This is a genomic window from Donghicola eburneus (assembly GCF_900115865.1).
Taxonomy (GTDB): domain Bacteria; phylum Pseudomonadota; class Alphaproteobacteria; order Rhodobacterales; family Rhodobacteraceae; genus Donghicola; species Donghicola eburneus.
The window spans coordinates 86,391-106,238 of the sequence record NZ_FOXY01000006.1; the positions used below are offsets into that span (position 1 = coordinate 86,391).

At 58.7% G+C, this 19,848-nt stretch carries 14 protein-coding genes; 1 reads left to right on the forward strand and 13 read right to left on the reverse strand.

Annotation, left to right across the window (positions count from 1 at the left end; genetic code table 11):
• Position 1: 1 nt before the first annotated feature.
• From BM225_RS12080 to BM225_RS21595, 10 genes are all read right to left on the reverse strand, one after another.
• The gene (locus BM225_RS12080; protein WP_092464552.1) at positions 2-676 is read right to left on the reverse strand and encodes a phosphatidylserine decarboxylase; all 675 of its coding nucleotides are present in this window, start codon (positions 674-676) and stop codon (positions 2-4) included.
• A 232-nt stretch (positions 677-908) separates the two neighbouring features.
• Positions 909-1,877, reverse strand: a complete 969-nt coding sequence (locus BM225_RS12085; protein WP_092464554.1) for a phosphoribosyltransferase — start codon at positions 1,875-1,877, stop codon at positions 909-911.
• Positions 1,878-2,112: 235 nt separating this feature from the next.
• Positions 2,113-2,616, reverse strand: a complete 504-nt coding sequence (locus BM225_RS12090) for a DUF4405 domain-containing protein (protein WP_092464556.1) — start codon at positions 2,614-2,616, stop codon at positions 2,113-2,115.
• Between the two features lie 136 nt (positions 2,617-2,752).
• Positions 2,753-4,801, reverse strand: a complete 2,049-nt coding sequence (pbpC, locus tag BM225_RS12095; RefSeq protein WP_092464558.1) for a penicillin-binding protein 1C — start codon at positions 4,799-4,801, stop codon at positions 2,753-2,755.
• Positions 4,798-10,200, reverse strand: a complete 5,403-nt coding sequence (locus tag BM225_RS12100) for an alpha-2-macroglobulin family protein (protein ID WP_092464560.1) — start codon at positions 10,198-10,200, stop codon at positions 4,798-4,800. Before BM225_RS12100 ends, pbpC begins: the two co-directional genes overlap by 4 nt.
• A gap of 474 nt (positions 10,201-10,674) precedes the next feature.
• Entirely contained in the window at positions 10,675-11,550 is an 876-nt protein-coding gene (gene rfbA / locus BM225_RS12105) for a glucose-1-phosphate thymidylyltransferase RfbA (protein ID WP_092464562.1), read from the reverse strand.
• The gene (gene rfbD / locus BM225_RS12110) at positions 11,547-12,395 is read right to left on the reverse strand and encodes a dTDP-4-dehydrorhamnose reductase (RefSeq protein ID WP_092464565.1); all 849 of its coding nucleotides are present in this window, start codon (positions 12,393-12,395) and stop codon (positions 11,547-11,549) included. The genes rfbA and rfbD overlap by 4 nt, the downstream gene beginning before the upstream one ends.
• The gene (gene rfbB / locus BM225_RS12115) at positions 12,392-13,441 is read right to left on the reverse strand and encodes a dTDP-glucose 4,6-dehydratase (RefSeq protein WP_092464567.1); all 1,050 of its coding nucleotides are present in this window, start codon (positions 13,439-13,441) and stop codon (positions 12,392-12,394) included. Before rfbB ends, rfbD begins: the two co-directional genes overlap by 4 nt.
• A 15-nt stretch (positions 13,442-13,456) precedes the next feature.
• Complete coding sequence (gene rfbC, locus BM225_RS12120) at positions 13,457-14,005, reverse strand: dTDP-4-dehydrorhamnose 3,5-epimerase (protein ID WP_092464569.1); 549 nt, start codon at positions 14,003-14,005, stop codon at positions 13,457-13,459.
• A 323-nt stretch (positions 14,006-14,328) separates the two neighbouring features.
• Complete coding sequence (locus BM225_RS21595) at positions 14,329-14,733, reverse strand: hypothetical protein (protein WP_143095376.1); 405 nt, start codon at positions 14,731-14,733, stop codon at positions 14,329-14,331.
• Between the two features lie 37 nt (positions 14,734-14,770).
• On the opposite strand from BM225_RS21595, the gene BM225_RS12130 reads away from it, so the two are divergent.
• Complete coding sequence (locus tag BM225_RS12130; protein WP_092464573.1) at positions 14,771-15,937, forward strand: nucleotide sugar dehydrogenase; 1,167 nt, start codon at positions 14,771-14,773, stop codon at positions 15,935-15,937.
• Between the two features lie 6 nt (positions 15,938-15,943).
• On the opposite strand, the gene xrtD is transcribed toward BM225_RS12130, so the two are convergent.
• From xrtD to BM225_RS12145, 3 genes are all read right to left on the reverse strand, one after another.
• The gene (gene xrtD / locus BM225_RS12135; RefSeq protein ID WP_245780472.1) at positions 15,944-17,539 is read right to left on the reverse strand and encodes a VPLPA-CTERM-specific exosortase XrtD; all 1,596 of its coding nucleotides are present in this window, start codon (positions 17,537-17,539) and stop codon (positions 15,944-15,946) included.
• Positions 17,540-17,668: 129 nt separating this feature from the next.
• Entirely contained in the window at positions 17,669-19,042 is a 1,374-nt protein-coding gene (locus BM225_RS12140; RefSeq protein WP_143095377.1) for a hypothetical protein, read from the reverse strand.
• 107 nt (positions 19,043-19,149) lie between these two features.
• Positions 19,150-19,782 carry a polysaccharide biosynthesis/export family protein gene (locus BM225_RS12145; RefSeq protein ID WP_245780473.1) on the reverse strand — a complete coding sequence of 211 codons (633 nt, stop codon included), beginning with the start codon at positions 19,780-19,782 and terminating at the stop codon, positions 19,150-19,152.
• Positions 19,783-19,848 lie beyond the last annotated feature (66 nt).

Consider the following 19,848-nt stretch of genomic DNA (forward strand, 5'->3'; position numbering starts at 1 on the left):
ATCAGGACTTTGCGTTCAAATCCGCGAGAACGGTCTCACCGGCGATCATAGTCTGGCCGATTTGCACCTTGGGCTCGACGCCGTCGGGCAGGTAGATGTCCAGACGCGATCCAAAGCGGATCAGGCCAAAACGCTCGCCGGTCGCCAGCGTCTGCCCCTCTTTGGACCAGCACAGGATGCGGCGTGCCACGAGGCCCGCGATCTGTACGACACCGTAGCGGCGACCGTCTTCGAGTGCGACTGTCAGGCCGTTCCGTTCGTTGTCCTCGGACGCTTTGTCGAGCGAAGCGTTCAGAAACTTGCCGGGACGGTACGCGACCTTTTCCAAGGTTCCTGCTGCGGGCAGACGGTTCACGTGGCAGTTGAACACCGACATAAAGACCGAAATGCGGGTCATCGGCTGGTCGCCCAAACCCAATTCAGCGGGCGGCACAGCGGGTTCTAGCAGCGAAATGATCCCGTCCGCAGGCGAAATCATCAGGCCAGGCTGCGATGGGGTGACGCGCACCGGATCGCGGAAAAAGTAGTAGACCCAAACGGTCAGACCGACGCCGATCCAGCCAAGCGGCTCCCAGATCAGAAAGAGGATTACCGTGATCGCGGCGGCAATCGCCACGAATTTGCGCCCCTCGGGGTGCATCGGTTTGACAAAGGTCGAGAGCATGGAAACAGACATCGGGGCCTCTGGTGCTGCGGGTTTGCGGCGTCCTAGCCTAAAATCTAGCGGGATGTTAGTGGGTTTGAACAGAATGCGGCAGAACGAACGCAGGCGCAATCAGTTGCAAGGGGCGATAATGCACAGAATCCCCGACCCCGCGGGATCGTGAACTGTGTTCATGGGCTAAGCTTGGGGGAAATGGCACGAGATTCGGCCAACCCAAGTGCGGATTGGCCGGAAATCGAGTTCTTTAGCCGCGACCGGCGAGCGTTTTCATCGCATAGTAAAACTTGTCGCCTGCCATGCGGCGCGCCTGAAGTTTGACTTTGGCCAGAAGCGCTGCCGATCCTTTGGAGCCGCTTGCGCTGCGCATCCGGATCGGGCTGCCGTCGTGGATCATGCTTTGCGTTGCCACGCACAAGACAGGACGCTGCGAGATTTTCTGAATCTCGGCTGCGTCGTACGCCTCGCTTTCGATGAAGAGGTCAGCGCCGGTTTCGACGTAGATTCGTGCCTTGAACGCAGGCGAGTTCGCTTTCTCTTCGTCGGTCTGGGTCATGATCAGCTTGCCGTAACGCACACCGTTGTCACGCATCCACGCCTCGGTTTCTGCGCGGTATTTTTCGTGGCGGCTTGTCACCAGCCACGCAATCTCGCCGGAGGTGGCATGCAACTTCTCAGAGGTCTGCAAGAACTTGCGATAGGCTTTGCCGTCATCGTCCTCGTGCGCCTCGGGGTTGCGGCAGAGCACGCCGTCAATGTCGACGCAGGCGTTCTGAAGCACGGCGTGGTGCATCATGTTCCACTGGCACACCGGAGACAGTGAATTGGTTTCCAAAACCACATCCACATCGGGGTGTTTAGCGACCTGCGAGTAGACCGAGCAGAACACGATATTGCCAGGGACTCCTTCGAGCGCGACCCGCGCCTTTTTGAAAGCGCGGCCCGAGCCAACAGTATCGTCAATCACCAGCACTGTCCGCTGCTCTGACATGGCTTTGTCCACGTCTGGTGCGTCTTTGGTCGCGCCATAGCCAAAGACTTTGCCTGACACGAGTCCGTCCAGATCGGTAAGGGGCAGGTTCAGCTGTGTCGCGAGCATTGTCGCAGGCAACATGCCTGAGCGGGGAATCCCGACGACCAGATCAATTTTGTCAGGCAGTTTGCGTCGGTTTGCTAAAATCGCAGCCGACATGTCCTGAACACTAATAAATTTCATAAAATCGCTCCTGAAAAACGCGAAGCAGACAAGAATAAGCCAGTCAACCTTAGGTGGTGCGTCGATCTATTGCAATTTCAAACTCGGGGACAAGGTGTTTAGTACAGCGCTTTACTCGCTTTGATGAGATCACATCGGAACTGTAGCGCGAGGCCAGACGCGATGGCTCGTAAGGTATAACGCGTCTGGATCAAGATTAAGGCGCTGTGATATATACAGTTTCTCTTGGGAGATGTCAGCGTGCGCTTGCCACGAGCGTTGCTGCGATGTCCATTTCGGATTTGCCTGCTGCTGCTGCAATTGCGCTCAAAGTTTCATCTTCGGAGTTTACGGAGTATCCTGCGCTTTCCAATGCGGCGGTCAGATCTGCCGAGTCTTGGTGCAGAACAGATGCAACTTCAGCGACAGAGCCCTTCATCACCATTGCAGACAGGGTAAACGCGGCGGGGCGCCCGCCTCCGCCTTCGCCGCCGACGGGAACCATAAAGATTGCTGCTGCCACGATCGATACGCCCATCGCGATGCCAAAGGCCGCGCGCTTGAAATAGGCGGTCATGGGGCGCCAGTTTTTCCACATGTGCAGCACAAAGGGTATGATCAAAACCATGCTCAGCCATTCATGCATCCCGTGAAAGCCGGACGGCCCGATGTGAAAGAACAGAGCAACCCCTGAAATCAGGGAAACAAGGAAGAGGCCGGTAATAAACGGCGTGGCATAGCGCATCAGTGTCGATTTCATAAAAACGATCCTTCTTGGGTGCGGGAATTGCTGGCTACCGCCAAAAATCAGGTTGTTTTGATGAAACGCGCAAAACTGGACTTTCCGTCGCGTATCGCGCGGAAATGTCTGCTTAACCTGCAGATAATATTCAGGTTTATGGACCTTCGGTGATCTGGAAGGACGTGCTGGCGCTGCGCCCTTTGGCGTCAATCACAGTCAGCCTGCTGAAGCCCGCACCAATTTGAGGCACCGTAATTTGCCGTGCACGCGGATTCACGTCTACCGGCGCGCCATTGGCGAGCCACGTAAACGGCGGTGCTCCGTCCTGAAGTTTGGCAAAGAGCCCTTCGGGAAGAGCGGTGAGCTTTGCGCCTTCGGGTGGGAAGATAAGCTTTGGGGCGTCGAAATCCGGCAGAACACTGCCGTTGCGCGGAACAAATTCGCGCAGGTTCGGCGGCAGTGCTGCACCCGACAGTCGCAGCGTGTCCGGCGGTGCAGGGCGCAAAGGCGTGGGCCGGTTCGTCGCGCGTTGGTAGGCCGAAAACAGCAATGGTGCCGCGAGATCACCGCCAAAAGCGCCGGGCACGGGGGTACCGTCTGGTCGTCCCATCCAAACTCCGACCACGAGTGCCCCGTCAAAGCCGATGGCCCACGCATCCCTGTGTCCGTAGCTCGTCCCTGTTTTATAAGCGAGCGTTCTGCGCGGCGCTCCGGCGGGCGGGGGCAAATCCGCCAGAATATCTGCCACCTGCCATGCCGCACGCGGTGCCATCAGTCTGTGAGCCGACGCCGGAACATCGGCTTGCCGCCAATGGAGGGGCATGGGCCGCCCCAACCGTGCGAGCCCGCCATACAAGGTTACCAGATCCTCGAGCGTCAGGCCGATGCCGCCGAGGGCGATCGCCAGTCCAGCCTGCCCTGACGGAAGTTTCGGATCGGTCCCCGCGGTGCGCAATGCAGACATCAGGCGGGCGGGGCCAATCGACTCGGTCAGGGCAACCGCGGGGATGTTCAGTGAGAGCTGCAGAGCCTTGCGGAGTGGCAGAGGTCCACGGAAAGACCCGTCGAAATTCTGAGGGGCATACTGGCCGAAACGCATGGGCCGATCGTCAAACATCGTCTCGGGATGGGCGATGCCTTGGTCGAAGGATAACCCGAAAATCAAGGGCTTCAGGGTCGATCCGGGGGATCGAACCGCCCGCGTCATATCCAGATAAGCTGCGCCGCCGATTGCCTCTTCGTATCCCGCAGAGCCAACAGAGGCCAAGACTGCGCCTGTGCGGTGATCGGCGACCACGATTGCCAAGGACACACCAGAATGTTGGTTTTTGACAGCCTCTTTGGCGAGTTGTTGGAGTTGCGCCTGCAGGTCAGCACGCAGCGTAGTGCGGTGGATCGCAGCGTCCGGTCGTTCCAAAACGGCGCGGTCCGCGAGATGGGGCGCCAGCATAGGCATGGCCGCCCGCCGCTGCGGCAAAGGTGCCGCGCGGGCGGAGGCGACCTGTTCGGGCCGCAGTCTTCCTTCAGCGAGCATCCGGTCGAGGACGCGGGATCGAGCCGCGAAGGCCGCATCGTAGTTGCGGTCGGGGCGCCGCGTCTCTGGCGATTGGGGCAGAGCAACGAGCAAGGCGGCTTCGGATGGAGTCAGGCGTTTGGGCGGTTTCCCGAAATAAAGGCGCGTTGCGGCGGCGATCCCTTCGATGTTCCCTCCGTAAGGCGCGCGGGTCAGATACAGGTTTAGGATGTCATCCTTCGTCATCCTGCGTTCCAACGCCCACGCCACACGCATTTGCCGCAGTTTGCCCTGCAAATGGCCTGTCCCGCTGTTCTCAATGAGCCTCGCGACCTGCATCGTTAGGGTAGAGCCACCAGAGACCACGTCGCGATGCCAGATGGCTTGGCCGAGTGCGCGCGCCATGGCCCACAGGTCGACCCCCTTGTGCTGATAGAAACGGCCATCCTCGTAAGCAACGAGCATCTTTAGAAAATCTGGGTCGACCCCGGCCACGCTGGCCTCAAGCCGCCAACGTCCGTCATCCACGGTATAGGCGCGTAGCAATTGCCCGCTTTCGTCCAGTACCTCTACAGAGGTTTGCTGCACTAAGGGGGGCAAAACTGTGTCTGCAATCCATTGGTCAAAGCGGTCGCGCACCCCTGCGAGCAGGGTTAGCACGACGGCTAATCCCAGCAGCGCGTATCTCATGGTGTGACAGTGATCCGGGCGGTTTCAGAGACTGCGCGATAGCGTGGACGGTACATGTCCTGCACGCTCGCGGCCGGGGCGTGATAGCCCCCTGGGGTGACGGCGCGCACGATATAGGCCAGCCTAAATCGTTCGGGGCGTGTCCAGTCAACTGCCGCGACAAAGCGATCGCTGCGGAACTGTGTCATGCGTGTGTCAATTGGCTCGATCCAAGACAGGCTACTGACATCCCCGCTGCGGATCAGGCTTGGATTGTCGATCTCGAATCCAGCGGGCAACGGATCATCGACGATCAGGCGGGCCTCGTGGGGCTCGGTTGGTGTGACCTCTAACACGACTGCGTAACGATTACCGGATACAAAGCTGCCCGTTGTGACCTCGTTCCCGTCCAGATCAAAGATGTGCCGTGTGATTTGGTAGCCATAGCCCCCGGCAGGGAAGGGAACTTCTGGCACCCCGAATGTAGTCAGCGTCAGGGGCGTGTCCGCGCCTGTGTTCGTGATCTCGACTGGATCGGTTTCTTCGTCGCCCTCTGCTAATTGCACGAGGGGGCCACTGACGGGCGCACCATCGATCTGAAGCGCATTTGTTTCGGGGTCATCGACCAAAGCATGGGCCGCGAGCAAGGTCCAAGCCGCCTCTTGGGTCGAGCGTGGGTCCGAGGCGCGGGTGACAGCCATGGTCAGCGCCTCTTTGTCGATGACGGTGCTGCCCGCTTCGGTCGCGAGCGCGAGGAGGGCCGCTGTATCCCGCAATGTGGTGCCGTAGTCGCTCCGCATGGCGGTGGTGACTGCGGCCGTGCCAATCATCTGGGCCGACTGCCGGAACATCTGGTCCGCGCGGGTTTGATCGCCGTAGGCGGCCAAAGCGGCACCCAGCTGCGCTGCCGCCAGCGGGGTGGCGAAATCCTCGGCCTTCACGTCCGCATAATAGCGCAAATCACCCATATTCGCGGCCCCTGCGCGGGCCAACACCATAAGGGCGTAGGCAATATCCTGACCGCCCTCGTCAAAGTCGGTAGCGTAGTTCACCTGATTACGTAGGTTATCCAAGGCGGAGCGCAGAGCGCGTTGTGGCACGTCGTGGCCCGCCATATCCGCGCGAGTCAGGAAGTCGGTCACGTAGGCATCGAGCCAGAAATCCCCGCTATCGGCATACCACAAGCCAAAGCCACCATTGCTGGACTGGCGCGTCAGAATCTCGGTGATCGCGTGGTTCACTTTGGCGGATAAATCCTCGGCCTCGGTCATCTCAAGAGCGTTCGCCACTTGATCGAAATAAAGCAGTGGCAGCGCGGCAGAGGTGATTTGTTCAGTGCACCCATAGGGATAGCGGTCGAGGGTGGCGAGCAGGCCTGGCGCGTCAAAGGTTGCCAGAGGACCAGCCGAAAGCACCGCGCGGCCCGTGCCCTTGCGAAGCCCCGCAAAGACGTCATCGCTAAAGGTGAAGGTGTCCCCAGCGGCCAGTTCAAACCGGCGCGTTGTCGCAACCTCTGGGTCGTTTGCACGCACGGGCATCCGAAGCAAACGTTCCAGCCGCACTCCATCCGGCGTGGTCAAAGCAACCTTTATTTCGGGATCGCCGACGGCAGAGGCGCTCAGCAGGATACTGATCGACTTGCTGTCTCCCTCGCCGAGCGTGATGGTCGCAGGGTAATCCCCCAGCAGAATACCTTCGGGGGCGGTGACCTCTAGCGCCATCTCGCCTGATGTGCCATCGGTATGGGTCAATTCCAGCAGCATGGTGCTGGTGTCGTTCGGGGCCAAGAAGCGCGGCAGGCTCGCACTGACCACCACGGGATCGCTCAGCGTGACATCGGCTTGGGCGCTGCCCACGCCTTGGGCCCCCCACGCAATCGCCATGAAGCGCAGTTGTCCGTCAAATGCAGGGATGTCGAAGGTCACCTGCGCTTTGCCCGTCTCGTCCAATTCGACAATTCCTGTGAAAAAGGTCACAAGATCTTCGGTCGGGGGCGGGCTTTGCATCGACATCGCGCCAGCGGCGTCGCCGCCGCTACGGACCGTTCCGCTCGCGCCGTTCAGACTGTCGATCAAGCGGCCGTAGATATCACGGATTCCAACGCCAAGGCGGCGCTGGCCAAAGTAATGCGCTTCTGGATTTGGCGCGTCGTATCGGGTCAGGTTCAGAATACCCACATCAACCGCAGCGATTGTCGCATAAAGCGGCTTGTCGCCCGCATTCTCGACTTGCAAGTCAACGGTCAGAGGGGCTCTGGGGCGGGCGGTGTCGGGCACGCTCAGGGACACTTCGAGATCGCGATCTTCTGGATCGACTCCTGCATGGGCCAGTCCTAGAGCGCGAGTGGGCATCAAGCTTTGCTCTGAGTCCATCGGGCGGACGACGCTGGCGGTCACATAGGCGCCCGCCCCCCAACCAGATGTCACTGGCAACGAAACTATATTTTCGCCCTTTTTGACTTTGACCGCCTTCATGTCGATCAGCCCTTCGCCAAGGACGGTAATCAATGCGGTGCCTGCGTAGCGTGGCACGAGCCGTAGCTTCGCCGTGTCGCCTGCGGCGTAGCGCTCTGCGTCCAAGGACAGTTCGAGCGTGTCGGGCGTGCTGGCGGCATCGGCGGCGGCGTACCATCCGGCGTCAAAGGCAACCGAGGTCTCTAGATAGCCCGCGCCATCATTTCGGGAGACCACCAATTCGTATTCGCCCCATGTGATGGGGTTTGTAATCTCAACTGGCTCTAGCCCCAGTTCGGCTGTCCCTGCGGCGATGCGGGGGCGCGTGGTGATCGGCTCCCAGTTCCAGTCACCATAGAGCTGGTACCACTGATACGTCGTCTCGATCCGGTTCAGGGTCCACGTGACCGGCATGGGCATAGGCTGACCGCTGGGATTGAGCGCGATCACGTCAAAAGCCGCTTCGCTGCCCTCGGACAGAGTGCCGTCAAAGAGGGGCTTCACGCCGATCAAAGGCGTGGCAGGGGCCAGATCACGTACGATCTCGCGCTCGACCGGTCGGCCTGACCCTTCGGTCATCTGCGCGGTGACTGTCAGTTTCAACGGGCGATCTGCGGCCTCAACCGACGGGAGCGTTATTGGCAAAGAGGCCATTCCCTCGGTGTCGGTGCTCGTTCCGTTTGGCAGGGCGGCATAGGCGGGGGGCAGGGGTTCGTCATGGCGGCCAAAGAAATAACCTGGATAGTCTGCCAGACCGTCGCGGGCAGTCACACGAAGCGTTCCGCTGATTGGCAAGCCGCTCGCTGGCGCGCCGAAGAGATACATTGCATCGACATCCAGATTGGCCATCTCACCCGCCCGCAAGAGCGGCGGCAGACTAAGGCCGAAGTCGAAGCGTTCGGGTAGAAAATCCTCGACCAGAACCTTGGTGCTGGCCAAGGCTGGAGCATCTGGATCGCCAAAAATTTGCAGTTCCCATGTTCCGCGCGGCGCAGTTTGACTTATTGGCAGGTCAAAAACATGCCCGCCCGCTGCACCTACCCCTGACAGAGTCCGGCTGTATTCGACCCCGTCAGGACGGCGCAGAAGCGCGGTCAGCGGCAGGTTCCAGATCACTTTGGCTTCTTCGTCACGGGCTAGGGCGGTCGCGCGAATTCGGTCGCCCGCACGATACGCACCACGATCGGTCGCTAGGAAAAGGTCAACTGGGCCCGCAGGTGGCCGCCCCGCGACCCCCCTGTCTGACAGGTCAAACTCTGGATCGAGCAAAGACAAGAAAGCGATGTCGCTGTTGCTACGCGCCATGACAAGCGCAGGTTCGGCGCCTGACGTGCCTCGGAGCAAACCACTGGCAAACCGCGCGTAGCCGTCCTCGTCCGTTTGAGCGGTGCCAAGAATGGCGTTTGACCGCGAGATGAGCGTTAACCTGACTCCGCGCCGCGCCGTGCCATCGGTCAGGCTACGGGTAAAGACATGCAGGCCGTCGACACCGCTCAGTGTTGTCAGTCCCATGTCGGACAGGACAAACCACTGGGTTGCGGCAGCTTCGGGATCGCCTTGGATACTGGCTTGCAGGGCGTAGATACCCGTGGGCTGACCCGCCAGAGCCGACTTCATTGGCAGGCGCGTGAGGACGCTCTGGTTCAGTTCCATCCCAACCTCTGCGCTGCCCTCCCAAATCTTAGCGCCGACGCCGTTGGAAAGGCGGCGTTCTTCGTATCCGTTCAGCGGGCGCCCGAAAATCCGGTCCTGAATGGCGGGCATCAGATTGCGATCGCTCACGTGATAGAGTGTCAGGTCAATAGACTGGGTGTTAACCGTTGTGATCGGAATGGCTGGATCTGCGCCGCGTGGCAGTACATAGGCACGACCGGTAAAGGCCAAAGACGGGCTGCGATCGCGTACGTACATTGTCAGATCAACATCGCGCTGTAGTGTTTCGCCGCTCGCGGCTGGCAGGCCTTCGCGCAGGGTGATCCGGTAGCGCGCGCCGTGGGTCACGCCTGTGACGCAAAGGCGATTGGCATCCGCTTCGGCGGCAAGGCCCTGCGTCGCGCTTCTGACAAAATTGGCGTAATCGACACCGCCCTCAACCAGTGGCTCGGAAAATTCGGCACATATGCGTGGTTCAGCAAGATCGCTCTCGACCGTGTTGCCCGTGATCCGGAATCCGTACCGGTTGATCGCATGTTCCAGTAGATCGGCGGCTTCGTCTCGGGGCTGTGCGTCTTGGGCCAGTCGCAGGGCAGGGATCATGCGGCGACCTTCATACATACCCTCGAGCGCAAGCGCCATTTGATACAGGGCGCTGGCGCGCGTGCCCGCGTCTGACGCATAGAGGTATCCGTTGATCGCAGCGCTCAGCGCGTCACTGCGCAAGCTCGCGCCGCGGCTGCGCTCTTTCTCTGCGGCGATCAGCGTGAGGCGCGCGTACTCGGTCCAAAGGCCCGCGCGGTCCGTGAGGGCGATCGCGGAACCGATAAACGACATCGCAACGGCGATCTCTCCATTTTGCTCGCGCTGCGCGGCTGAGCGCGTGTAATCCTCGACCGTGAAGTTGCCAGGCGCGTAGCGTACCCCAATGTCTAACGCGAGTTCCGTCGCGCGATTCAGCATCGTCTCGTCCAGAAAGGCTAGATCAGCGCGCGCCGTTTCAGCAGCAATTAATGTCGCGGCTGGGGTAACAATGACCTTGGCCGAAAGCGCCCCGTCATAGGGAGACTCCTGGGTCACTCCGGTCTTTGGAAAGCACGATCCCGTGCGCGTATTAAATGTCAAAGCGATACATTGTGGATTGGACAAACAGGCCCTTTGGCAGGAGTCGAAATCCGTATCGAAGACAGCCTGCAAATCACCGCCATAGTAATCGACGTTTCGCGCGACGTTCAGGCGGCGCTCGGGCAACGCTTCGGCCAAGGCGGTCAGAGGGATCATCAATCCCAACAAGAGAAGAATTCCTCTGAGCATGTTCTTACCTTTCGCTCCCCACCTTTTGCACAATCGTCTCATACAGAGGTTTGCGAAGGCAAGTCATGAAGACTAGACGCAAAAAATCTACTTTATTTTATTGACGATTCCGAACTCGAGGCGGCAAAGGCGCCGGATTGGTTTCTGACCGTTAGTACAGCTTATGCGTGTTTTGAAGTTTCGCGGTTCTTCGAGAGTATGCAGGCAGAGATTGGCTGGAATTTGCGATCCGGCTCAAAGCTAGGTGCGCGGCCGAAGTCCGCGCTGCTTTGGTCCCAAAGGAATGCTTCCAGAGACGCCTTGTGCTCAGGCCCTGCGGTTAAGGTGGCTTCTAAGCACCAAGGCAGTCCATCCGTTCTACCTCCATGTGATCGCCACGGGTGAGATATGCCCAAATCGAACGCGTGCGAATCTCTGAGTTTGACTGACAGGACCGTTTCGCCACCGTGGACAAAACTCGCGTCTTCGCTGGCGTCAGTTTTTGATCAGGCCTTGGAGGTATTTTCCGTACTCGGTTTTTTTGTAGGTTTCGGCGTGCTGGCGCATGTGGTCGTCGGTGATCCAACCCTGCAGGTAGGCGATTTCTTCGGGGCAGCCGGATTGCATGCCTTGGCGGACCGATAGGGTCCGGACAAAGTTGCCTGCATCGAGCAGGGAGCCATGTGTTCCAGTATCGAGCCACGCGTAACCCCGGCCCATCTTTTCGACCGTTAGAATTCCCTCTTTGAGATAGCTTTCAAGCAGGGTGACGATTTCCAACTCACCGCGAGCAGAGGGCGCGACTTGGCGGGCGCGGGCAGGGGCTTCGCCGTCGAGGAAGTAGAGTCCGGTGACCGCGTAGTTCGAGGGCGGGACCGCGGGTTTCTCGATGATTTCACGGGCAGTGCCATCGGCGTCGAAGTCGACCACACCGTAGCGCTCGGGATCGGCGACGTGATACCCGAACACCGTGCCACCCTTTGATTGAGCGTCTGCGCTTTGCAAGACTTCCGGCAGCCCGTGGCCAAAGAAGATGTTATCCCCAAGGACCATAGCCGAGGGCGCGCCGTCCAGAAAATCCTCGGCAAGAATATACGCCTGAGCGAGCCCGTCGGGTGAGGGTTGCTTGATGTATTCGAGGCTTAGTCCCCACTGACTCCCGTCGCCGAGCAGGCGCTGGAACTGGGATTGGTCTGCGGGGGTGGTGATGATGCAGATTTCGCGAATGCCCGCGAGCATCAGCACTGACAGAGGGTAATAGATCATCGGCTTGTCGTAGACGGGCATCAGCTGTTTTGACACAGCGAGGGTCAATGGGTAGAGCCGCGTGCCGGAACCGCCGGCGAGGATAATGCCTTTGCGCTGGGTCATTCGATGACGTCCAATTCTTCTAAAACGGTGTTCAGAGCCGCTTTCCAGTCGGGGCGGCGCAGGGTGAAATTCCGCAGGCTATCGCAGTCCATCCGCGAATTCAGAGGGCGCTTGGCAGGGGTCGGGAAATTAGAGGTTGGAATATCGTTGATCGCAACATTCCGGCCCGCCTGACGGAAAATCTCGCGGGCGAAGTCGGCCCAAGATATATCAGGGGTGCCCGAGAAGTGGTAGGTGCCGGTGCGGGTTGGGTCGACCATGAGTGCCTCGGCCATGGCCATGGCGGCATAGGCGATGTCGCGGGCGGGCGTCGGGCCGCCGATCTGGTCCGAGACCACGTTCAGCATGTCCCGCGTATCCGACAGGCGCAGCATGGTTTTGACGAAGTTGTTCCCGTGCGAGGAAAACACCCAAGAGGTCCGCATGATCGCGTGGGCACAGCCACTGGCGCGGATGCCCTCTTCGCCGACCAGTTTGCTGCGGCCGTAAGCGTTTGCCGGAGCGGTAGCATCGTCCGGACCGCGCGGGTCGGTGCCGCTGCCGTCGAATACATAGTCGGTCGAGATATGGACCAGCGGGATGTGCAGCTCGTCGCAGGTGCGGGCCATGGCAGCGGGGGCGTGGCCGTTGATGACCGTGGCCAGCTCTTCTTCGCTCTCGGCCTTGTCGACGGCGGTGTAGGCCGCCGCGTTGATCACCGCACGGGGGCGGTTGTAGAGGATCGCGTCGATGCAATTGGTCGGCGCGCTCAGGTCGCAGGCCGCGCGGTCCAGAAAGGTCGCGTCGGGGATCAGCCGCCCCAATTCGCGCGCCACCTGTCCCGATTGGCCGAAGACAAGGATCATGCCTTGACCCCCAAACGCTCGCCCACCCCGTGGCGGTCCTGTAGGGCACGCCACCAGCTCTCGTTGTTCAAATACCAGTCGACGGTCTGCCCCAGACCCTCTTCGACGGTGACACTGGGGCGCCAGCCGAGTTCCTCGCGGATGCGCGAGGGGTCGATGGCATAGCGCGCATCATGGCCCGGACGATCAGTGACAAAAGTGATCTGGTCCGCGTAGCTGCCCGCCTCTTTGGGGCGCTTCTGGTCGAGAATGGCGCAGAGGGTTTTGACCAGCTCCAGATTGGTGCGCTCGTTCTCGCCGCCGATGTTGTAGCTGCGGCCCTCGGCGCCCTTTTCCACGACCAGCAGCAGGGCATCCGCGTGATCCTCGACATAGAGCCAGTCGCGGATGTTTGAGCCGTCGCCATAGATCGGCAGGGCTTTGCCCGCGAGGGCGTTCAGGATGATCACGGGGATCAGCTTCTCGGGGAAGTGATAGGGGCCGTAGTTGTTCGAGCAGTTGGTTAACACCACCGGCAGGCCATAGGTCTCGTGCCAGGCGCGAACCAGATGATCGCTGCTGGCTTTGGAGGCAGAATAGGGGCTGCGCGGATCATAGGGCGTGTCTTCGGTGAACTGCACGCTGGGATCATTGGGGAGCGATCCAAAGACCTCATCGGTCGAGATATGGTGGAAGCGGAAGCTTTCGGGCTTGCCCTGAGCAGTCCAATAGGTGCGCGCGGCCTCCAGCATGTTGAAGGTGCCGGTGACGTTCGTCTCGATGAAGTCCGCCGGGCCGTCGATGGATCGGTCTACATGACTCTCCGCCGCCAGATGCATCACCGCATCTGGCTGGTGCTTGGCAAACACCGCATCCAGCGCGGCGCGGTCACGGATATCCACCTGCTCGAAGGCATAATCGGGGCTGTCCGCCACCATCGCCACATTATCGAGGCACGCAGCATAGGTCAGCGTGTCCACATTCACGACTTGATGGCCACGGGACATGGCCAAGCGCACCACGGCAGAGCCGATAAATCCTGCACCGCCTGTGACGAGAAGCTTCATGGGAATTCCTTGGTCTTAAAAAGGGGTTTTGAACTCGGAGAGCGGCACGGCGGCCGCGTCTTTCTCGGACAAGACAGGGTCGATCCCCACATCGGGCCACTCGATCCCGCAGCTGTCCCAGCGCACGGCGCCGTCACATTCGGGGGCGTAGAAATCTGTGCATTTGTATATAATCTCGCTGTCCGGCTCGAGGGTCATGAACCCGTGCAGAAACCCTGCGGGGATCATAAGCTGTTTGCCATTCTCGAAGCTCAGCTCGACCCCGAACCACTGCCCGTAAGTCGCACTGCCCGATCGCACATCGACCGCCACATCAAAAATCCGCCCACGCCCGCAGCGCACCAGTTTGGCCTGCGCATGGGGCGGGCTTTGGTAATGCAGCCCCCGCACGGTCCCGACCTGCGACGACAGCGAATGATTGTCCTGCACAAAGGCGTAGTCCAGACCCTGCTCCGCAAACGCCCGCGCGCTCCAGCTCTCCGAGAAAAAACCGCGGTGGTCCCCAAATCGACGAGGAGTCACAAGGATCACGTCGGACAAAGGTGTCCGCTCAAAATCAGTCATAAAAAAGGCCTGTCTTCTCACTCAGGTCAGCTTGTCGAAAAAAGCTTCCACCTTTCAACAGCATAACTCAACAAAAATACTGACAGTTTTTAAATTCCGTTTACGCGACAGAAATACTGTATTTTGAATGTAACTATCTAAAATATCATAATGAATCCGGCCTTTTCAAAGGCCGCGTGCTGATGCTTCGGATGGATGCGCTTGCACGGGGGTTTTGCATGAAGGTCGGGTGCAGGGCTTTTTGTAAGTCTGATTAGAATAAAGTACTCCGGCCTAATTTTTGCCGTATTTTCGCCCTGAACGCGCCGAAACATTGAGGCGATCTACAAGGGATTGTTCCATACCGTTTCGGTGTTTTTGTGTAGGTTGGCCATGTTAGGCGGATTGGTTTCTGGAATTATTGCCGTGTATTCTTCTGCGCTGCTTCTGTGGTGCTTGGGAATTGCGTTCGGCACCACCGGTCTGATCGCGAGCGTCTTTGGCGGCGCGGTCTTTGTGATCGTGTCATTGCTGCCAAGGCGGCGCCCTTCCTCCGCAGAATCAGAAACAGTCAGTTGCCCGCGCATACTGTGATGCGCAGGAGCGGAATTATGCCTTTCAGTTAGCCGCTCGCCGGAGGGCTTGGCGCTTGCGCCGGGCTCTCCGGTACTTTCTGGCAGGGTTCTGAAAACCCGCTCTTTTCCAATAGTAGTCGATGCTGATAGACCGTTCCCGATGCCCGTGAACATGAAAGACGGGTCCAGATTTGAAGACGGGATACAAGAGATGAAATTTGTTGTCGCTGGCATTGGGTATGTGGGCTTGTCGAACGCTGTTCTGTTGGCTCAGAACAACCCGGTCGTTGCAGTCGATATCTCGGAACAGCGGGTGGCAGATGTGAACGCCCGCAAAAGCCCGATCGTCGACGCAGAGCTCGAAGAATATCTGGCCAGCAAAGACCTCGATCTCACGGCGACCACAGACCTGTCGGGCGTAGCAGCGGATGCGGATTTCGTCATCGTGGCGACGCCGACCAACTACGATCCCGTCAACAATTACTTCGATACAAGTAGTGTCGAGGCAGTGATCAAGACCGTTCTTGCCGTCAATACCAAAGCCGCAATCATCATTAAGTCAACGATTCCAGTGGGTTACACCGATCGTCTTTCTGCGGAACTCGGCACGGATCAGGTCATCTTCAGCCCTGAATTCCTGCGCGAGGGCAAGGCGCTGTATGATAACCTACACCCCAGCCGGATCGTTGTGGGTGAGCAAAGCGAACGGGCAAAGAAATTCGCGGACGCTCTGCTCGAGGGCGCGATCGAGAAAGATGTCGATGTCTTGTTCACCGGTTCGACCGAAGCTGAAGCGATCAAGCTTTTCGCGAACACGTACCTCGCGATGCGCGTTGCGTATTTCAACGAGCTTGACAGCTATGCGATGGCGCTTGGCCTCGACAGCCGTCAAATCATTGAGGGCGTCGGCCTAGACCCTCGAATCGGCAGCCATTACAACAACCCAAGCTTTGGGTATGGCGGCTATTGCCTGCCCAAAGACACCAAGCAGTTGCTCGCAAACTATTCGGAAGTGCCGCAGAACATCATTCGCGCGATTGTAGATGCAAACCGGACCCGTAAGGATTTCCTATCCGATAGCATCGTCGCCAAAGGCCCCAAAATCGTGGGTATTTACCGACTGGTTATGAAGGCTGGATCAGACAACTTCCGCCAAAGCTCGATTCAAGGCATCATGAAGCGGGTGAAGGCCAAGGGGATTGAGGTCATTGTTTACGAGCCTGTGCTGGAGGAAGATACATTCTTCCACTCGCGCGTGGTCAATGATCTGGATGCCTTTAAGGCCGAGGCAGACGTGATCGTGGCGAACCGTATTACGGACGATATTTCCGATGTTGCGGATAAGGTCTTTAGCCGCGATCTGTTCGGTTCTGACTAAGCTACCCTAAAACGGAACGAAGTTTGGCAAGCGGGTCAGGCTTCGTTCTATTAAATCCTGTAGTCTGGCATCTGCTTGCGCGATGACTTCTTGCGGATAGATCGGTGTCACATAGCGGACCAAAGCGCCATCGGTGCGGCCTTGGATGAGGCTATCGCTCAGGACAGACAGCTTTGCCTTAAAATCGTTGGTGAGCCGTTTGCCACGCTGTTCGAACCAGTAGTAAACGAGTTGCCGTGCGGTCCCGTTCTGGATGATCGCGCGGTTGACTGAGAATGCCCCATACATTCCCGTAGTTTGTAGCGTAAAGGGCGCAATCTCGTAGATTTCCCAACCTGACGAAGGCAGACAAACCTCGGGGGAATGGATGCCTTGGCCTTCGGTCTGGCGAGCATAGTATGCCACGAACATGTTCGCTGCGCGTCCTGTGTCCGAGGTAACGAAATGCGCGTTCAGATAGTCGTCTGCTGCAAGCACACGCTCAATTTCGGGCTCGAGCGTCGAAGTGCTCCCATGCCAAGGTCCGATCTCTCTTGGAAAGAGGACGAATGGCTCGCGGTGGATCGTTGTCGTCGCCGTGCTTGGCCAAAGGACCCAAGTCGCGGCTAGCCCGATCGTCACCGCCGTGATCCCGTAGACTGCGCGCGATGCTGCAATCTGGGTGACGCGACTGGCAATTGGCAGCAGTCCGTCGAAATCTAGATCAAGCGCATCAAGAAGGGGGCGGGGTGTATGTTCCGTCCTCTGCAAAAGCCACGCCATCGCGAAGAGGATAGCGATACAGGTCAGAAAAATGACCCAGCCTTCGAAAAAGTGCAAAAAGCCTTCGGCTTGCTCGATGCCATAGCTATTGACCAACAACCCAATGATCCCGATCCGCACGGAATTCATAGCGACCGTCAGCGGTGCAGCAGACAGCAAGAGTATGGCTTTGTGCCAGAGCGGCCCTTTGTACAGGATTGAAAAGAGGTACGAAAAGCTCAGAATTGGGAACAGATAACGCAGGCCAGAGCAGGCTTCGGCAACCTGCAGTTTGTAGACCCCAAGGTCGATGATGTTGCCCTCTAAGTAAACAGGGACACCAAACGCACGCACAATCCAAACGCCCATTTCAGAGCTAACGCCCTGCAAGAATGTCGTTAGGTTCCAGTATAGGAACTGCGGTAGGGGCAGCATAAAGATCAGATGAAACACGGGCAGCATGTGCAAACGCCCACGTCTTGCGCCGAAATAGGTCAATACGAGTCCCGCCATCCACAGGATGAACCCATAGGTGACGATATCGGGAATTCGGGTCACATTTCCAAGAAGGGCGACCAATAGCGCAGCGAGCGTCACGCCGATCCCGAGCGCGCGGTCTTTTGGTGCAGGGTCAGCAGGAGGCAGCTCTCGCAGTTCGCGCAGGAACAGATAGAGCGAGATGATCGGGATCAGTGGCCCGTGGCTGTATTCAGGTCGGCTCCAGGCGTCCAATAGATCCGCAAATCCAAGCCAGAAGATTGGCAGCGAACTGAGCGAGAGCAGGAGAATTCCCCAAAACCCGCCCGAAAAGCGGCTCTGCCCGCCGCGCATAGCGCGTGCTTCTGTCGATGAAAATGCCATCGTGCCTACCCGAAAAAACTCATAAAAAACGCAGTCACCCTAACAGAGTAGACTGACTGCGCCTAATGAAACCGGAACCAATGTTGCCCCATCAGGCAAGATTGTTCCTAATATTCGGTTAATGTAGGATCAGTGGCTGAACGTGAAATCGCGGCTGATCTGCATGTAGACCTTGTTTGAAATTGCGTCATCAAGGCCTTCTTGCATGTTGCGTCGCTGGCTGACGCCCGTTGTCAGAACCCAGTCGCGTGTCAACTGGTGGTCGTAATCCAGCGACAGATCGGCCTGCCACGATGTTGGGTTGCTGCCGTTCAGGTAATCAACCTCTCCATAGTTTCCGTTTAGCGACAGTTGTGACAAGCTGTTGATTTCGTGGGTCCACGCGGAGCCAAGGGTCGACACGACGCGGTCGCCGCCAGTGTCCGTGGCACTGACGTCACGCATCAGGTTCATCCCGAAGGTGCCGCGCTTGAACTCGCGGCTGTAGGTCATCTGCCCGATCCAAGTGCTATCACCGGATTCATTTTGGCTCAGGCCGAATTCGCCTGCCAATGCAGCGCTCGGCATTTCGAAGGTGCGCGTAAAAGTCAGGGCATCGCGCGCGCCCGTGGCGGCGATCTCACGATCGAGATCGATACCAATTTTGCCGCGGATCAGTTCCTTGTCGTAGCCAAGGTTGAAGGTCGCGCCCGCTTCCTCCTCTTCTAGGCCAGAGGCCGTGGTCGAGACCGTGGTGTATCCCGTGGCAAAGTTGAGTGTGCTCGTCGGGTCGATGGCATAGCTGATCCCAGCTTCGCCGCTGCGGGTCTCGCGTTCGGTGTTTTGCAGGTTGTCGGCCTCGTGGTACTTGTACCGAAGCCGCGCGTTCATCGTAGTGACCGGAGACAGCCGAAGTCGCGTGGCCAAGCTTCCGCCAGCGGTGCTGCTGTCGTAATAGGTCGGCGCGGTTGTGTCGTAGTAGCGCACATCCCCGCGCTCGGCAGAGATGTCGAGCTCAATCGGCATGTCCTTGAGCAATTCCAGCGTGACCGACTGATTCAGGAGACGCTGCCGCCCGTCGTCCGGCGTGATCGTGACTTCGCCTGTTTCGGGGTCGTAAATCGATGAGACCGAGGTGACGTCCTGCTCTTCGGCACGGCTAACGGCGCGTAGAGTACTGCCAGCGCCCTCGCGCTGGTAGAACAGACGCAAGCTCGGATCTGTGACATCTTCAACGGAGTCGTTTGGCTCTTCGGAAAAGGTCAGAGCGGCAGAGCCGTCGATGTCCAACTGTTCGATGCTGGTCCGGCGGCTGATGCCCGCGCTTAGGGTCGTGGCAAAGGTGTTGGTGTCGCCCTCGGACGGGCGGTCCATCGCGGCATTGCTTTCGCTGCTTAGTTCAGAGGAGATGCCAAATCTCGTCTCATTGCCCAACGAGCCGTCCTCTTGAGCAGACGCCGTACAGGCCAGAAGTGTAACTGTTGAAAACGAGAATACTTGATAGAGCCGCTGACTCGACCTCATCGCCTGAACTTTCCTATGCGCAGGTGATCGCACTGGATCGACCTACTATGCTGCCTCAAACGCCCTAATTTCCAGAGCTCCCGCTATTTTGCGGGTTTGAAGCAACTTTATTCGAAAAGCCGCCGTTCGGGAACCACAATTACATCTCCTTCTTGGAGAGGTGTTGCCCCAGAGATACCCCGCCCCCGTTTGTAGTCGAAGATATACGTCGTCTCGAGGCCCGTTTTGGGATTAACGCGGCGCAGTTCGATACGGTTTGTCGCTGCGAAACGGCTAAAGCCGCCGGCGGTCGCGATAGCCTGCAGGATGGTAACGCCTTCTTTGGTGTCGATGTCCAAACGGCCAGGTGTGTTGATTTCCCCCATAGCGTAAACACCGTAGGTCCGGATGATCGGGACGGTTGGTGCGCGGGGTGGAGCTAACGACGCGACACTGACAAAAACGTTAGGCGAGACATTAAAGTTCGGCGCTAGTTGCGATACGATCGCAGATTGCACGGCGCCGACGGTTCGTCCTGCAGCACGGATCGTTCCCGCAAACGGAAAGGTTATGTTGCCGTCAGGTAGAACCAGAACCGGACGGCTCAGGTTTGTATCTTCGAGGACTTCGATCTGGAGGGTGTCGCCGGCTTTGATCCGGTAGTTATCAGCAGTCGCGCCTGACCCGATGGCGGAGAACGCCAGTACAAAAGCCAAAAACGCGAGGCGCAGGACACTGCGCAGGGTCCGGAGAAATGCCATCTTTTTTCCTCGTTAAACACGGCGGGGATGAGAAGAGCGCTGTGGCAGATCGCTGCAAAGTCGCCG

Excerpts from the sequence above, each read along its gene's own strand:
- BM225_RS12080 (WP_092464552.1), bottom strand. The coding sequence starts at position 676 with ATGTCTGTTTCCATGCTCTCGACCTTTGTCAAACCGATGCACCCCGAG.
- BM225_RS12085 (WP_092464554.1), bottom strand. The coding sequence starts at position 1,877 with ATGAAATTTATTAGTGTTCAGGACATGTCGGCTGCGATTTTAGCAAAC.
- BM225_RS12090 (WP_092464556.1), bottom strand. The coding sequence starts at position 2,616 with ATGAAATCGACACTGATGCGCTATGCCACGCCGTTTATTACCGGCCTC.
- pbpC (WP_092464558.1), bottom strand. The coding sequence starts at position 4,801 with ATGAGATACGCGCTGCTGGGATTAGCCGTCGTGCTAACCCTGCTCGCA.
- BM225_RS12100 (WP_092464560.1), bottom strand. The coding sequence starts at position 10,200 with ATGCTCAGAGGAATTCTTCTCTTGTTGGGATTGATGATCCCTCTGACC.
- rfbA (WP_092464562.1), bottom strand. The coding sequence starts at position 11,550 with ATGACCCAGCGCAAAGGCATTATCCTCGCCGGCGGTTCCGGCACGCGG.
- rfbD (WP_092464565.1), bottom strand. The coding sequence starts at position 12,395 with ATGATCCTTGTCTTCGGCCAATCGGGACAGGTGGCGCGCGAATTGGGG.
- rfbB (WP_092464567.1), bottom strand. The coding sequence starts at position 13,441 with ATGAAGCTTCTCGTCACAGGCGGTGCAGGATTTATCGGCTCTGCCGTG.
- rfbC (WP_092464569.1), bottom strand. The coding sequence starts at position 14,005 with ATGACTGATTTTGAGCGGACACCTTTGTCCGACGTGATCCTTGTGACT.
- BM225_RS21595 (WP_143095376.1), bottom strand. The coding sequence starts at position 14,733 with ATGTTCACGGGCATCGGGAACGGTCTATCAGCATCGACTACTATTGGA.
- BM225_RS12130 (WP_092464573.1), top strand. The coding sequence starts at position 14,771 with ATGAAATTTGTTGTCGCTGGCATTGGGTATGTGGGCTTGTCGAACGCT.
- xrtD (WP_245780472.1), bottom strand. The coding sequence starts at position 17,539 with ATGGCATTTTCATCGACAGAAGCACGCGCTATGCGCGGCGGGCAGAGC.
- BM225_RS12140 (WP_143095377.1), bottom strand. The coding sequence starts at position 19,042 with ATGAGGTCGAGTCAGCGGCTCTATCAAGTATTCTCGTTTTCAACAGTT.
- BM225_RS12145 (WP_245780473.1), bottom strand. The coding sequence starts at position 19,782 with ATGGCATTTCTCCGGACCCTGCGCAGTGTCCTGCGCCTCGCGTTTTTG.